Below are 14,640 nucleotides of genomic sequence, written 5' to 3'. Positions count from 1 at the left end.
ATTTGGTGAGGGTTTTATTATTTCTACAATTCATTTATCTTTTTTCATGATTTTTAAGCCTACTTCCAATTCATCTGTGCAATTGGCTGTAAATCAATTATTAGACTCCGAAAAAATTAATTTGAAAATCGGATGTTTCCGCCATTTTTTTCCTAAATTGCAATTTCAAATGAGAAGTTATGAAACTGTATTTTAGAATTAATTTCAGAACTAAAATGGGAGAAAAACTCCAGCTTTTAGTTATGGAAGAAGGAAGTGAAGATAAATATCACTTTTTAAATTATAATGAGAATGGAAACTGGGATGCAGAAGTTGATTTCTTCTCCAAAACAATTTCTTACAAATATCAATTGGTCAATGATGGCGGAACGATTCTCGATGAAGAATTTTCTCCTCATAAACTAAGTTTTTCCCACAACTACAAAGAATTTATCATTTTTGATGTTTGGAATAAAAAGAATTTTCCCGAAAATTATCTCAATAATAAAATACTTAAAAATAAATTAAGAGGTTTTAAAGCAGAGAAAATTTCAGTTCTCAAAAAGCATACTCATTTATTTCGTTTAGAAGCTCCGATTTATCATCCGAACTGGAAAATAGTTTTATTGGGAAATAGTGAAGCTTTAGGAAACTGGGAATATTTGAAAGCTGTCGTAATGTCCCAAACAGATTTTGGTATTTGGGAAGCTGCTCTTGAATTGCCTTCTGACCAACTCATTCAATACAAATACGGATTATTAAATACAGATTCCGGACAGGTTTTCGATATTGAGTACGGCGATAACCGATGGGCATTGCCAAATGCTGAGAAAAATATTCTTCAAATAAAAGCAGATCATTTTTTCAAATTCAAATCGTTTGAAATGTATCACGCAGCCGGCGTTGCAATTCCAGTTTTTGCACTCAGATCTGAAAATGGTTTTGGCGTTGGTGAATTTCCAGATTTAAAAGTTCTTGCAGATTGGGCGAAACAAACCAATCTTTCAATGTTGCAGATCTTACCGATCAATGATACCACTGCGAATTATACCTGGACCGATTCTTATCCTTACGCAGCGATCTCTGTTTACGCACTTCATCCACAATATCTGTCGATTGAAAAACTTGAATTTTCTTTACCGAAAGATTTAGTAAAAGAATTTAATGGTAAAAAAGCTAAATTGAATTCCTTAAGTCTTATCGATTATGAGCAAATGATTTCCGGAAAATGGAAATTTGTAAAAGCAGTTTTTGATACGAATAAAGAGAAGATTTTGAAAGACCGTAATTTCAAAAAATTCATGAAAGACAATGAAGAGTGGCTTCTTCCATATTCTGCTTTTTGCGTCCAGCGCGATAAATACAAAACGCCCAATTTTAACGAATGGAAAACGCATAAGAAATATATCGCCGGAAAAATTACGCCATTTTTCAGTGCTAAAAGTAAAGATTATGATACCACAATGCTTCACGCATGGGTTCAATATCAACTTCATTTGCAATTGAAAGACGCAATCGATTATACACACGGTCTAGGAATTTCTGTAAAGGGAGATCTACCAATCGGTATTTATAGATATTCTGTTGAAGCATGGACGGAACCGGAATTGTTTGGAATGGATTTTCAAGCCGGAGCACCGCCGGATCAATTTACAGATCTTGGTCAAAACTGGGAATTCCCGACTTATAACTGGGAGGCGATGAAGGAAGATGGTTATCGATGGTGGAAAAATCGTTTCAAAGCTTTGGAGCAGTATTTCGATGCCATGCGAATTGACCATATTCTAGGGTTTTTCAGGATTTGGAGAATGCCAATGAGCGTAACACAGGGAATTTTAGGTTATTTTTATCCTGCAATTCCTGTCAAAATGGAGGAATTTCAGGCGAGAAATATTCCTTTCAATGAAGACCGTTATTGCAAACCTTTTATCAATGATCAGATTCTCTGGGATTATTTCGGTGATGAGAGAGATGCGATTCATAATCAGTTCATGAACAATCATTTCGATGGAACTTATACCTTCAAAGAGAAATTTGATACCCAGAGAAAATTATCAGATCATTTCAAAGAAAATCCGCTGGGTTCAGTTGAAGATCAGTTGATTTCTCTTTGCGCAAACGTCCTTTTTCTGCCGGAAGAAATGAAAGATGGCGAAATAGTTTATCATCCAAGATTCAATATCAAAAAAACGAAATCGTTTCAATATTTACCGGATTGGGAGCAAAAAGCGATCTCTGATTTATATTTGGATTATTTTTTCAAACGGCAAGATGGACTTTGGTATCAGAAAGCCATGGAAAAACTGCCTGTCATTTTAAATGCAACCGACATGTTAATTTGCGGCGAAGATCTGGGACTGGTTCCGGATTCTGTTCCGCAGGTCATGGATCGATTGGGAATTACAGCTTTGAAAGTTCAAAGAATGCCCTCTGAAAATATTGCATGGTACAATCCGAAAAACGCTGGCTATATGAATGTGGTGACTGCAAGTTCGCACGACAGTTCAACACTTCGACAATGGTGGCATGAGGATCGTAATTTCACGCAGGAATATTTCAATAAACAATTGGGACAATCGGGAACCGCACCCTGGAATTTAGAACCGCAACTTGCAGAAATTATTATGAAGCAACATCTTTATAATGATGCGATGTTAGCAATTTTTCCTATCCAGGAATTTTTGGCGACAGATTCAGAATTAACCAATCCGAATATGGATGAAGAACGCATTAATAATCCCGCAGTTTTCCCGCATTACTGGAGATACAGAATGCATCTGAATGTTGAAGAACTTTTGAAAAAAGAAGATTTTAACCAAAAGATTGGCGGATGGATCAAAGATTCAAATCGGATTTAATTAAAATAAATTATAAAAGACGAATTATTTTTATGATTTGGTGTCAATTTTTTAATTATTGATAATCAATAATTTACGATATTTTGGAGGGAAGTTAGAACTTTGGTTTTAACTTCCCCCTTTTGTTTGCATCAAAGATGGTAGGAAAGCTTTTAAATCGTTTACTCTAAAGGCTTTAAGCCAAAAAAATGGCATACTTTTCTAATGGGAAAGTATAAGTAACAAAAACAAACGTAGAATAAAATGAAAAAAATATTTTTTGGACTTTCGGTGTTTTTATCAGCATTGATTTCCGCGCAGAATTATCCGGATCATTATCCGACCAATGCCAATAACAATAACAGCAGTTATTATGGTGACGAAGAAGATGCTACGTATTTCCCAGATGATTATTATTATGAATATCCTTCAGATTATTATACCAATGATTTTTATCAAAGTTCATATAATGATTACCGAAACAGTATTTACGATGTAAACTGGAATAGTTTTTTTGCGAGACATCGGTTGTCGTCCTGGCAAATTCAGCAAATTATGATATTGAATGACAGTTATCCTTCTTACAGCGCCTGGAATTCTTATTACAGATACAATCCGGACAGATGGTATTACGATCGATTTTATGCGTTACAAAATATTATGGGACCCCGAATTTTTGTAGTCTTCCAGAATAATTATTACCATGGATACAATCCGGTTGTTTATTATCAAAATTATAGAAGACAACATTATGTAACCAATATTTATGTCGTGCCGAGATACCGTAACATCAATATCAACCGATATCGAATCGACAGAACGCAATATCAGCAAAACAATCCAAGACAGGAGATGGGTTTCAGAGACAACGGCAGAAACACTAATGGGAACTGGCAGAATAATTCGAATAATTCCGGTTTTAGAAGTACCGACAATTTATCAACCACTCCGAGAAACAGTGGGTTTAGAAGCAATGCAGACACTGCTGTTAAAACTAACCCTCAATTAAATGACAGCGGATTTAGAAGTAATGCTGATGTAAAACCTCAAACCACAACTCCTCAAACTAGTGGCGGATTTAGAAGTAATGCAGAAACTGCTGTAAAAACCAGCCCTCAAATAAATACTGGAGGATTTAGAAATAATTCTGATGTAAGACCTCAATCGACAGCTCCACAGAATAATGGATTTAGAAATAATAATTCAGGATCGAGAAATAGCGACGCTGGTTTGCGAAATAAAAGTCAGGAAAGAAAAATAGAAAAAAATTCTTCACAGCAAAAACGAGCTCCGGAAATTAGAACTTCCAACAGTTCCGGATTTAGATTTACAGGAAGGTAATTCAAACAAATATAAAGAGAGCAGTTTGCAAAGAGCTGCTCTTCTTATTTAAAAATATCTTCGAATTTATATCGTAATCAATAATTATAATCCTGAATAAATTATACTCATAATGTAAATTAACAAAAATTTATGATTCTACTGTTTAACATCAATGGAAAAAATTTATCAAAACATCAAATAACAACAAAATAATTAAATAATTAAATAATAAAAAAATGAAAAAATTACTTTTAAGCGCAGCTTTCTTAGCGATAGGAACATTTGCAATGGCGCAACAAACTGATCAGATGCAAAGCACTCAAAATATGAAAATGAGAGATCCAGCTAAAATGGAACAAAGAAGAGCTGACAACATGAAAATGATGCAGTCTGAATTAAATCTTTCGCCTTCGCAGGTTACGCAGATCAAAGCTATGCATGACAAAAAAATGGAAGAACGAAAAGCAAATTCTTCTCAAATGACAGGCGACCGTAAAGCCAAAATGGAAATGATGAAAAGCAATCAGGATCAGTGGAACTCTGACATGAAAAAAATTCTTACTCCTGATCAATACACAAAATGGCAATCTAAGAAGCAAGAAAAAATGCAGGATAAAATGCAGCATAGAAAAGGAAATATGATGCAAAAAGATATGAACACAATGCCTGCAAAAAACTAGTTCATAATTTTAATTTTTTTTAATGGGAGCGGAAAATTTATTTTCCGCTTTTTTCTTGTTCACCACCCTTGAAATCTATATATTTGGTAAAAAGCAATTTATGATATCAAATGAAATAGCAAACTTGATCAATCACCAGATCGCACAGGAGCAGTACGCTGCACAATACTACTTGTCAATGTCTGCGTGGTTTTATGGAAAGGATTTAGATGGTATTGCCAATTACTTTAGAATTCAAAGCAAAGAAGAATTAATGCACGCCGACAAAATGTTTGATTTTTTGAATGATGTAGGAGCCGAAATAAAAATGGGAGCCATCGAACAGCCTCCTTATGAATTTGCAAATGCTACCGAAATTTTTGTAAAAGCACTTGCACAAGAAAAAATCATTACCAAAAGTATTTTCAATATTTTAAAGAATGCTAATAATGAAGGAGATTTTGCCACGGTTTCTTTTCTGCAGTGGTTCGTAAATGAACAGGTAGAAGAAGAGGCAAATGCATCGCAACTCGTTACCAAAATAAAAATGGTTAGTGAAAATCCGTCTGCACTTTATCTTTTCGATCAGGAATTAAGTCAGCGTGTTTTTGTTCCAAATCCGGTAAACTAGTTTATATGATAAAACAATTTTACCTTTTTATTTTTTCGGTCTTCTCAGTTTTCAGTTTTGCGCAGGATTACAGCGTTTCATCGATTCCCGAAAATCTTTTAAAAAACGCAAATGCCGTAATTAGAGAAAGTTCTGAAGATTACGTTTTGAAATCGGTGAGCGATATGGAAATAAAGCAAACCAGCGCAATCACTATTTTAAGTACTGCGGGAGATCAATATTCCCTGGTCGTAATTCCCTACAATCCTACCACGAAAGTCAGCAGCATAAAAGTAGAACTTTATGATGCGTATGGGAAATTATTCAAAACTTTTACCAAAAAAGATTTCTCAGATTACACCAATAATCCGAGTTCCGGTTTATACGTAGATGACCGAATTCTCGTAATGAGACCTATTTCTACCAAATATCCTTACACCGTAAAAACGACTTATGAAACCAATACTTCCAACACTGTTTATCTGAATAATTTCAGACCATTACGTTCTTATGACATCGCTGTGCAAAATACGTCTTTCTCGGTTTTGAATAATTCAGGAATAAAGATCAGAACGAAAATAAAAGATACTCCACTAGCGAAAGTGGAGCATTCTGAAGAGGGAAATTTATGGAAATATTCTTACGAAAATATTCCCGCGATCGTAGAAGAGAATTTGGCCCCAAGTATTGATTATCTGATCCCGAAAGTTGAATTTTCGCCCGAAAAATTTACCCTCGATGGCAAACAGGGCGACATGACAAACTGGAATACGTTTGGTAAATGGTATTATGAAAAATTGATCACCCCGGTTTCATCCGTAACTCCGGAGATTTCAGCAGAGATTTCAGCCTTAAATTTATCGGGAACAACCTCCGAAAAAGTAAAAACGATTTATCAGTACATGCAAAATAAAACGCGCTACGTTCTTATCTCAATGGGAATCGGCGGTTGGCAACCAATGCCTGCTTCAGAAGTAAGTAAAAAAGGATATGGTGATTGCAAAGCATTGACAAATTACATGCGGACATTACTTACTGCAGCGGGAATTCCATCTTTTTATTCGGTCATTTACAGTGATGATTCGGTCCTGACTTTTGATAAAGATTTTCCGAAACTTGCGGGTAATCACGTAATTTTGATGGTTCCCACAGAGAAAAATCCAATCTGGTTAGAAAATACTTCACAACGTGTTGCTTTTAACCATCTTTCTTATTCCTCTCACAACCGAAATGTTTTGGCAGTGAAAGAAACCGGCATCGAGATCATCGACACTCCCGTTTATCAACCGGAAGAAAGCAAAGAAAAATTAGTCGGAAAAATAAAGATCGCCGAAGACGGCAGCATCGCTTCCGAGGCTAATTTCGAATTTTCCGGCGGTCAATATGATACTAATTTAAGGCTCTTCACTTTGAAAAATGATGAAATGATCGAAGCTTTGAAAAGCAGACATTTCAATTTAAAGATCGATCAGCTTTCCATTAATAATTTAAAAAATGACAGAGATCACGCTATAATTAACTATGATCTTTCATTGAAAGCCAATTCCTTTTCAAAAAAATTAGGAAATGATATGTTTTTTCCAGTCATGCCTTATTACCAGGCGACTACTTTTTCTACAAATGACGAGAGAGTTTTGCCGTTTGAGACGTCTTTTCCTTTTCAAGATGATTATGAATTGGAATATAGTATACCAAACGGTTATGTTTTTGGCGAAGTTCCTGCTTCCGCGACTTTTTCTACGGAATTTGGTTCCTACACGATCAACTTTAATATAAAAGACAATAAACTTTCTGTACACCGGATTTTAACCATCAAAAAAGGAATGTATCCAAAAGAAAAATTTAAGGATTATGTTGCATTCAGGAAGAAAACTGCGAGTAACGATAATACCAAAATCTTAATATCAAAATTATAATGAAAAAAATTCTACTCTCTTTCTGTCTTCTTTTATTTGGTTTTATTTATTCTCAGCATAAATTTTTAGAGACTCCGAAACTTTCCGAGGAAGATCTAAAAAGGGAGAAATCCGAAAAATATCCAGACGCACCTGCCGAAGTTTTGTATCGGTCTATTCATTTCAGAGTTGATTATGACGGGTATATTTATAAAGATGTAACTGATCGTGTGAAGATTTATAATAAAGATAATGCTTCCAATTTTTTAGATCATCAAATTTCAATCTATAAAAATAATCAGGGAAAAAGGGAAACACTTAGTGATTTAAAGGCCTTCACTTCCAGTTGGGAAGATGGAAAAAAAGTGATCACCAAAGTTGAGCGCGACGAAAAATATCAGTCTAAAGAAGATAAAAATTATACGATCACTAAATTTGCCTTTCCGAATGTAAAAAATGGCTCTGTCGTAGAATTTTCATACAGTCTTTACAGCCCATTTATCGGTTCTACGCCAAGGATTTTAATTGAAGATGAAATCCCAATAAAGTATGTAGAGTACGTTTTCGACACGCCAAAACCAATTGGGTACAGCATCAATTATAGCGGTGTATTGAATCCGAACTTTCGGGAAACTGGCGATCGTTTAATGTATGGCAGTGATTACAATATTTATCGATTTGGATATGAAAACGTTCCTCCCTACAAAGAAGAAAAGTATGTACTAAACAATGATAACTATAAAACTGGAATTAAATCTGAACTTAATTCTATCTTTCTTGGAGCTCGACTAAAATCCTATACGCTGACCTGGAAGGATGTTAGCAATCGATTATATGAAAATGACAACTTTGGCGAAGAATTAGGAAAGAAGAATTTAGTCAAAGATCTACTTCCTAATGAAATAAAAGAAATCCCGTTAAAAAGTGATCGTGCTCGAGCCACCTTAAAATTTGTGCAGAAAAATTATACATGGAATAAAGATGATGATATAGTTACAGATAAAGGAATTAAAAATCTTTTGACTACGAAGATCGGGAACACCGCCGAACTGAATATTTTGTTAATTTTATTATTGAGAAGTGCAGATATTGATGCAAATCCAATTGTTTTATCAACTGTAAAGCGCGGAAAATTATTGGGGTACCTTCCTTCTATAGCACAACTAAATTTTGTCATGGCTTCTTATGTAGAAGGTAAGAAATTTATACTTTTAGATGCGACTTCTAAGCAAAGTGACCTGAATATGATTTCTCCACGTGCGTTGAATTATTACGGATTTTACATGCCGAAAGATGATGCCAGCCAAATTAATATTGTGTTCCCCGAAGTAAGTAAGACCATTCTCAGCGTAAATGCAAAAATGAATGCTGATGGAACTTTCGAAGGAAGTTTTGCAGATCGCGACACTAAATTATATGCAATGATGGTGAACGAAAGTTTTCTGGCAGACAAAGAAAAATACGCTAAAACTTACAAAGACTTGTACAAGTTTCCTTACTCCAATTTTAAACAGAGCGTTCAGGAAAACAACGATTTCGAAACGAGTTTCGACTTTACTTCCGATACGTTTACCGATGTTTTAGGAAGCAAAATGGTATTTAATCCACTCTTATTTTTGTATTCGCAAAACCATGATTTTAATCAGAAAGAACCTCGGAAAGCACCGCTTGAGTTTTATTCTGCTTACGATAAAAATAAGAAAGTAACCATTACACTTCCAGATAATTACGTCTTTGAAAATGTGCCAAAATCCAAAAAATTCCGAACCGATGATAATGCGTTGCAATACACGTATTTGGTGACGCAGGAGGAAAATAAATTAACGGTTGAAACGAGTGTACAGATTGATGACGCAGTATTTCCGGCAGAATATTATCCGGCATTCACGCAGATTTATGATAATATTACAAAGATGGAAGCGCAGGTTGTGACCGCGGTGAAAAAATAGGGATTTAAAAATTTAAAGCATTAATTTCCGATTTTCTCTAATGTCTTAAAAACAATTTTAATGTTTAGAAATAAAATAAAGTTAAAGTCCTGTCTCCATTCTCGAGAAAGGATTTTTTTATCCGTAAATAATCTTCGTCTCCAGAACTTTCTTACCTAGTTTTTCAAGTACAGATTTATATTCATCGATTTGTAACTGATGTTTTTCCTTGAAGTCACCTGTTTTAAAATCGAGAATAATAAAGCCATTTCCAGTGTCAATCATTCGATCGGGGCGATAAATTTTCGAGTCTCCATTTTCCGAGATCATAATATCTTTTTCATTGATAACCACTTGACCTTCAATAAAGTATTTGGAGTATTCTGGATTTTTAATGAAACCGAAAAGTCTTTCACTAATTTCAGATTTCTCCTCCTCTGTGATGGTACCTGCCAATAGATAAGATTGCAAAGTTTTTTCGACCTCTTTTTCTGTATTTATTTGAGCTAAAATCTCATGCGTGAAAATCCCGATCCGCACTTTTTCAACGCGATTCTGATAACTTTTTGAAGGAGTGGCAATTTTAATTGCTTCCAGATCTGCTCTTTTTTCGGTCTTAAATTGAATAGGTTTTGTCACCATCTCCGAAGTTTTATCCTTAGATTGTTTTTTTAAATTTTCCACTGAAATTTCATATAAATCAAAAGAAGACAATTCTTCCCCTGCGTCATTCCTCGGAATTTTAGGTTCTAAAAATTCATAGATCTCCAGATGGTTCGTCGTTTTATTTGGTTTTTGAATATAGAAGAAAAGTTGTTCTACAGCTCTCGTAGTCGCGACATATTGCAAACAGAAACGATCGATTTTATTTTGATACGCATTTTCCTGATTAAATTTTTCCATTTCAGGATCATAAACTTCAAGCTCTTTTGCGAAAGCATTGATGTTGACTGCAGACAAACCATTTTCGGCCTCAATTTCGAGCCAGTTTGTAAATTTCCCATCTTTATTTGAGTTTTCCATGGGTAAAAAAACCACAGGAAATTCTAAACCTTTTGCCTTATGGATCGTCATCAGTTTGATCGCATCCAAATTATCAGACGCCTGAATTGTCTTCATATTGCCTTCTTCATCCCAAAACCGAAGAAAATCTTTCAGCGTAGAACCTGTATTTTGACAATATGCATAAAGCATTTCAAGATAATTGAAGAGAAAATCTGTTTCTTTATGATCGACCGCGAATTCCTGCAAATAATTTTCGATCAGATTATAAAGATTCAATTGAAGCAAATGATTATGTTTTAACTGAATGCCATATTTCTTTTCGATGAAATCTTCCATTTCAGATTTGTGGCCGAGTTGCAGCATTTCTAACATTTCAGCTGTGAAATCCTCAATTTTTATTCTGCCCAAAACGTTTAAATAGTAAAGCATTTTTACCGCAAACTGATAATTTTTCGGATTTTGTTCCCAGCGTAGAAACTCCGTAAGTGCCTTCAAAGTGGAAGATAAATTTAAAGTCAAACCCGAATCAGAAATGGTTTTGATGAATTCTTCTTTACCTTGATAGTTGATTTTTAAATTGCCCAACAACTGCGAAAAACTAAAAATATCGAAATTTCCACGACAAAGAATCGTAATGTCAGAAAGACTGAATCCATTATCAACACAACTTTGAATATCGGTTTTCATTTTTTCAGCAACTTCTTCATAAAAAATACTTTTCGTTGCATTTTCCATTAAATTAATGCGAACACGACCTTGTAATTTTGATTCCGAAATTTGCTGAGAATCAGGTCCGAATATTTTTTGATGTTCTTCCTGTGTAAAACTGGAAAAGAATTGATACAATTCATTGTTAAAATCCACGATGTTTTTTGCACTTCGCCAGTTGCTTCCCAAATTTTCTAATTCTGCAAGAACAAGTGATTCTTCTTTATGATTAATGATATCGAGCATGAGTTTAGAATCTCCGCCCCGAAATCGATAAATGCTCTGTTTCGGATCACCCACCAAAGTAAAACTCATGTCGCTCGACGAAACTGCGTGATCTCTCAAAGGAATAAAATTTTGCCATTGCAAAAAAGAAGTGTCCTGAAATTCATCGAAAAAGTAATTCGAAAATTTAGTTCCAATTTTTTCGTAAATGAATGAGGACGGTTCGTTGCGTAGGTTTTCGTGAATAAGAATGTTAAATTTCGATAGTAAAACCAAATCGTTTTCTGCTTCGATTTCTGCCAGTTTATCCTGAATATCTTTGTTAACTTTTAAAGGTAAAATTGCCTGAAGGATTTTCTCTTTTTTCTGAGTGAGAATATAATTGATGATGATTTTCTGTCTGTTTTCCAGCAAATAATCTAGGATTTCCAAAATTTCGCTTTCCCGGTTTTTGCTTGTGGCAGAAGCTCCTGCAAGAAATTTGTTTTTGGCACTTTCCTCATTACCCGGAAAAGGAAAATCTTTCCGTTCTGAGCGATAATATTTTAATGATTCGTTGAAAAATTTGGCGATACTGTTGCTGTTCCCACCGGCAAAATCACCGACTTGCAGATTTTTTTCGATCATTAATTGAACTGAAGTTTCCAGCAATTCTATATTTTCTTTTTTCAAATTTTTCAGATCTTCCCGAAGCTTATTTTTAGATTTTTCATAAACTTCCCAATCGAAATCTTTGTTTTCATGCAAACGGAAATAGTGTTTGTCCTGCACATATTCTTTTGCGGAATCGTACAAGGTTTTGTTAAGATTTACGCGGTCATTATTATCTAAACTGTAGTTTACAAAATCCATGAAAGCACCGGAAACGTTATTGTCTTCTCCAATATCTTCCAGCATTTTATCAACCGCTTCCATTAGAAAAGGTTCCGGATTAATTTCGAGATTGAAGTTTTGCGCCAAACCTAGTTCGTAAGAAAAACTTCGAACCAAACGCGCATTAAACTTGTCGATCGTTCCAATATTCAAAGTAGAGTAGTGGTGAAGCACGTAATCTAGAATTTTTTTCGAGCGTTCATGCAGATCATTTAAAGAAATAGTAAATCCCTGACTTTTCAGTTTAATCTGAATATTTATTAAATCTTGATTCGAGGCAAAAGAATCTGCCGAAAAAACCTTTAACCACTCGATAATACGGTGTTTCATTTCGTTCGCAGCTTTATTGGTAAAAGTCAGCGCCAGTATATTTCGAATTTTATCCGGTTGCGAAGGATGCTTCAAACAAATCGCTAAAAGATTCTGTACCAAAGCGTAAGTTTTGCCTGAACCTGCTGAAGCGTTGATGACCGTATAATTTTTTTGCATGTTGTGAATTAATTGAGTTTAAAAGTAGTAAAAAATTTGCCATTCCGAAAAAAAATCTTACTTTTGCAATCCAAAATGAGATGTAAATTATGTTAATAATCCCAGTAAAAGATGGTGAATCCATCGACAGAGCCTTAAAAAAATATAAAAGGAAATTTGACAAAACAGGAACTATTAGAGCTCTTAGAAGTCGTCAACAATTCAACAAGCCGTCTGTTGTTAAAAGACAGGCCAATGTGAAAGCTGCTCACAAACAAAGACTTTTGAGCAAGGAAGAGCAGGCTTAAGTCAAAATTTTCTTAGCAAAATACCTAAATCACTTTTCAAATAGTTATATTTGAAGAGTGATTTTTTGTTGGTATATTATGATAGAACGATTTTTGGAATATATTGCGGTCGAAAGACGGTATTCACCACACACTTTGACGAGTTACAGAAAGGATCTGGAGGATTTTTCTCTCTTTCTGCTTAAATCGGAAGCGCACCAGGATTTTGATCTGGTAGACAAAAAGATCATCCGCAATTTTATGGTTGCCCTAAGTGAAAAAAAAATCGCTAAACGTTCTATCAACCGCAAACTCTCTTCTCTGAGAAGTTTCTACCTTTTTCTGCTAAAAATTGGTCAGGTTAAAATATCTCCTTTAGAAAACATTCAATCTTTAAAATTTTACGCCGAGAAACAAATTCCTTTTTCTGAAGAGGAAATGAGCAATCAGCAACTGCCGGAATTCCATCCAAAGAAAGGCAGCTTCCTAAAAGAGCTCATCATCGAAACACTTTATCAAACAGGAATGCGGCGTGCAGAACTGGTAAATTTGCTTTTAGAAAATGTAGATTTCAGCAAAATGGAGATGAAAGTGATCGGAAAAGGCAACAAGGCTCGAATTATTCCTATTTCAGAAAAACTCGCTGTTGATTTTCGAAAATATTTAACTGAAAGGAATCCGCTGAAAGAGTGGGAGATGTACTTTTTCATTAATCCAAAGGGCAAAATTTTGAATGATAAGTTTGTCTATTCTACCGTAAATTCCTATCTTAGTCTTGTAACTTCAAAGAAGAAAAAAAGTCCCCATATTTTAAGACACAGTTTTGCAACACACGTCTTAGAGCATGGGGCTGAAATTTCTAAAGTGAAGATGATCATGGGCCATTCGTCGCTTGCCTCAACGCAGGTTTACACGACTGCCAATATTGAACAATTAAAAAAAGTGTTTAACAAAGCTCACCCTCGAGCTAAAAAAAATGTAGATTTATGAAAATTTCAGTACAGTCAATGGGATTGACACCACACGCACCGCTTGAAGAACATATTGAAAAAAAATTGGGCAAACTCGAAAACTATTTTGACAAAATAGTAGAATGCAAAGTTTTTCTGAAAGTTGAGAACAAATCAGACAAAGAAAATAAAACAGTAGAGATACTTTTGGCTGTTCCGGGTGATGATATCGTCGTAAAAAAGACTTCTGCGTCTTTTGAAGAGAGTTTAGACCTGTGTGCTGAAGTAGCTAAAAAGCTGTTAATCAAGAAAAAAGAACTGGCTTAAAAAAAAATATAAAAATATCTTCAAAATAATTTGCGGATTTCAAAAAAACTCACTTATATTTGCACTCGCAAAAAGAGATAAGTAGTTCTTTAAAAATCTTTGCCTCCGTAGCTCAGCTGGCTAGAGCAGCTGATTTGTAATCAGCAGGTCGTGGGTTCGAGTCCCTCTGGAGGCTCATTGAAAAAAATAAAATTGGGGAGATTCCAGAGTGGCCAAATGGATCAGACTGTAACTCTGCTGTCTTACGACTTCGTAGGTTCGAATCCTACTCTCCCCACATTTTTTTCTATTTATTTTGCGAGATTGTAAATTTATTTTAAATTTGCAAACCGTTTACCAACAGTTTTTGGAAACAAAAATGCGGAAGTAGCTCAGTTGGTAGAGCGTCAGCCTTCCAAGCTGAATGTCGCGAGTTCGACCCTCGTCTTCCGCTCTCAAAAAAATCACAATCATTTTTATGGCTTGTGATTTTTTTTTAATTTTTCGCCGACTTAGCTCAGGGGTAGAGCGTTTCCTTGGTAAGGAAGAGGTCGTGAGTTCAAATCTCATAGTTGGCTCTGTAGAAA

The 14,640-nt window shown here is 34.9% G+C and carries 10 protein-coding genes and 4 tRNA genes; 13 read left to right on the top strand and 1 reads right to left on the bottom strand.

Annotated elements, in window-relative coordinates:
• Positions 1 to 179: 179 nt before the first annotated feature.
• The 6 genes from IV494_RS09170 (at position 180) to IV494_RS09145 (ending at position 9,252) form a co-directional block, all read left to right on the top strand.
• Entirely contained in the window at positions 180 to 2,837 is a 2,658-nt protein-coding gene (locus IV494_RS09170) for a 4-alpha-glucanotransferase (RefSeq protein ID WP_196079850.1), read from the top strand.
• A 243-nt stretch (positions 2,838 to 3,080) separates the two neighbouring features.
• Positions 3,081 to 4,157, top strand: a complete 1,077-nt coding sequence (locus IV494_RS09165) for a hypothetical protein (RefSeq protein ID WP_196079849.1) — start codon at positions 3,081 to 3,083, stop codon at positions 4,155 to 4,157.
• Between the two features lie 218 nt (positions 4,158 to 4,375).
• Positions 4,376 to 4,819 (top strand): hypothetical protein, encoded by a 444-nt coding sequence (locus IV494_RS09160; RefSeq protein WP_196079848.1) that lies wholly within the window; start codon positions 4,376 to 4,378, stop codon positions 4,817 to 4,819.
• 100 nt (positions 4,820 to 4,919) lie between these two features.
• Positions 4,920 to 5,429, top strand: a complete 510-nt coding sequence (locus IV494_RS09155) for a ferritin (RefSeq protein ID WP_196079847.1) — start codon at positions 4,920 to 4,922, stop codon at positions 5,427 to 5,429.
• A 5-nt stretch (positions 5,430 to 5,434) separates the two neighbouring features.
• On the top strand, positions 5,435 to 7,324 hold the full coding sequence (locus tag IV494_RS09150) for a DUF3857 domain-containing protein (protein WP_196079846.1): 1,890 nt from the start codon (positions 5,435 to 5,437) through the stop codon (positions 7,322 to 7,324).
• Complete coding sequence (locus IV494_RS09145; protein ID WP_196079845.1) at positions 7,324 to 9,252, top strand: DUF3857 domain-containing protein; 1,929 nt, start codon at positions 7,324 to 7,326, stop codon at positions 9,250 to 9,252. Before IV494_RS09150 ends, IV494_RS09145 begins: the two co-directional genes overlap by 1 nt.
• Before the next feature lie 117 nt (positions 9,253 to 9,369).
• On the opposite strand, the gene IV494_RS09140 is transcribed toward IV494_RS09145, so the two are convergent.
• The gene (locus tag IV494_RS09140; protein ID WP_196079844.1) at positions 9,370 to 12,531 is read right to left on the bottom strand and encodes a UvrD-helicase domain-containing protein; all 3,162 of its coding nucleotides are present in this window, start codon (positions 12,529 to 12,531) and stop codon (positions 9,370 to 9,372) included.
• An 89-nt stretch (positions 12,532 to 12,620) separates the two neighbouring features.
• On the opposite strand from IV494_RS09140, the gene rpsU reads away from it, so the two are divergent.
• From rpsU to IV494_RS09105, 7 genes are all read left to right on the top strand, one after another.
• Positions 12,621 to 12,818 (top strand): 30S ribosomal protein S21, encoded by a 198-nt coding sequence (gene rpsU / locus IV494_RS09135; protein ID WP_039353731.1) that lies wholly within the window; start codon positions 12,621 to 12,623, stop codon positions 12,816 to 12,818.
• 78 nt (positions 12,819 to 12,896) lie between these two features.
• Entirely contained in the window at positions 12,897 to 13,787 is an 891-nt protein-coding gene (locus IV494_RS09130) for a tyrosine-type recombinase/integrase (RefSeq protein WP_196079843.1), read from the top strand.
• Complete coding sequence (gene hpf, locus IV494_RS09125) at positions 13,784 to 14,074, top strand: ribosome hibernation-promoting factor, HPF/YfiA family (RefSeq protein WP_039353725.1); 291 nt, start codon at positions 13,784 to 13,786, stop codon at positions 14,072 to 14,074. The genes IV494_RS09130 and hpf overlap by 4 nt, the downstream gene beginning before the upstream one ends.
• Before the next feature lie 101 nt (positions 14,075 to 14,175).
• Positions 14,176 to 14,249 (top strand) — tRNA-Thr (locus IV494_RS09120).
• Between the two features lie 19 nt (positions 14,250 to 14,268).
• A tRNA-Tyr gene (locus IV494_RS09115) sits at positions 14,269 to 14,351 on the top strand.
• Positions 14,352 to 14,434: 83 nt separating this feature from the next.
• Positions 14,435 to 14,507, top strand: a tRNA-Gly gene (locus IV494_RS09110).
• Positions 14,508 to 14,559: 52 nt separating this feature from the next.
• Positions 14,560 to 14,631 (top strand) — tRNA-Thr (locus tag IV494_RS09105).
• Positions 14,632 to 14,640 lie beyond the last annotated feature (9 nt).

Origin of the sequence: Kaistella gelatinilytica, from assembly GCF_015679325.1 — a bacterium.
Classification (GTDB): domain Bacteria; phylum Bacteroidota; class Bacteroidia; order Flavobacteriales; family Weeksellaceae; genus Kaistella; species Kaistella gelatinilytica.
Note: the sequence above shows the minus strand (reverse complement) of the source record. Positions and strands in the feature narration are given on the sequence as shown.

Bases quoted from the DNA above. Each gene is read 5' to 3' on its own strand.
- IV494_RS09170 (WP_196079850.1), top strand. From the start codon at position 180: ATGAAACTGTATTTTAGAATTAATTTCAGAACTAAAATGGGAGAAAAA.
- IV494_RS09165 (WP_196079849.1), top strand. From the start codon at position 3,081: ATGAAAAAAATATTTTTTGGACTTTCGGTGTTTTTATCAGCATTGATT.
- IV494_RS09160 (WP_196079848.1), top strand. From the start codon at position 4,376: ATGAAAAAATTACTTTTAAGCGCAGCTTTCTTAGCGATAGGAACATTT.
- IV494_RS09155 (WP_196079847.1), top strand. From the start codon at position 4,920: ATGATATCAAATGAAATAGCAAACTTGATCAATCACCAGATCGCACAG.
- IV494_RS09150 (WP_196079846.1), top strand. From the start codon at position 5,435: ATGATAAAACAATTTTACCTTTTTATTTTTTCGGTCTTCTCAGTTTTC.
- IV494_RS09145 (WP_196079845.1), top strand. From the start codon at position 7,324: ATGAAAAAAATTCTACTCTCTTTCTGTCTTCTTTTATTTGGTTTTATT.
- IV494_RS09140 (WP_196079844.1), bottom strand. From the start codon at position 12,531: ATGCAAAAAAATTATACGGTCATCAACGCTTCAGCAGGTTCAGGCAAA.
- rpsU (WP_039353731.1), top strand. From the start codon at position 12,621: ATGTTAATAATCCCAGTAAAAGATGGTGAATCCATCGACAGAGCCTTA.
- IV494_RS09130 (WP_196079843.1), top strand. From the start codon at position 12,897: ATGATAGAACGATTTTTGGAATATATTGCGGTCGAAAGACGGTATTCA.
- hpf (WP_039353725.1), top strand. From the start codon at position 13,784: ATGAAAATTTCAGTACAGTCAATGGGATTGACACCACACGCACCGCTT.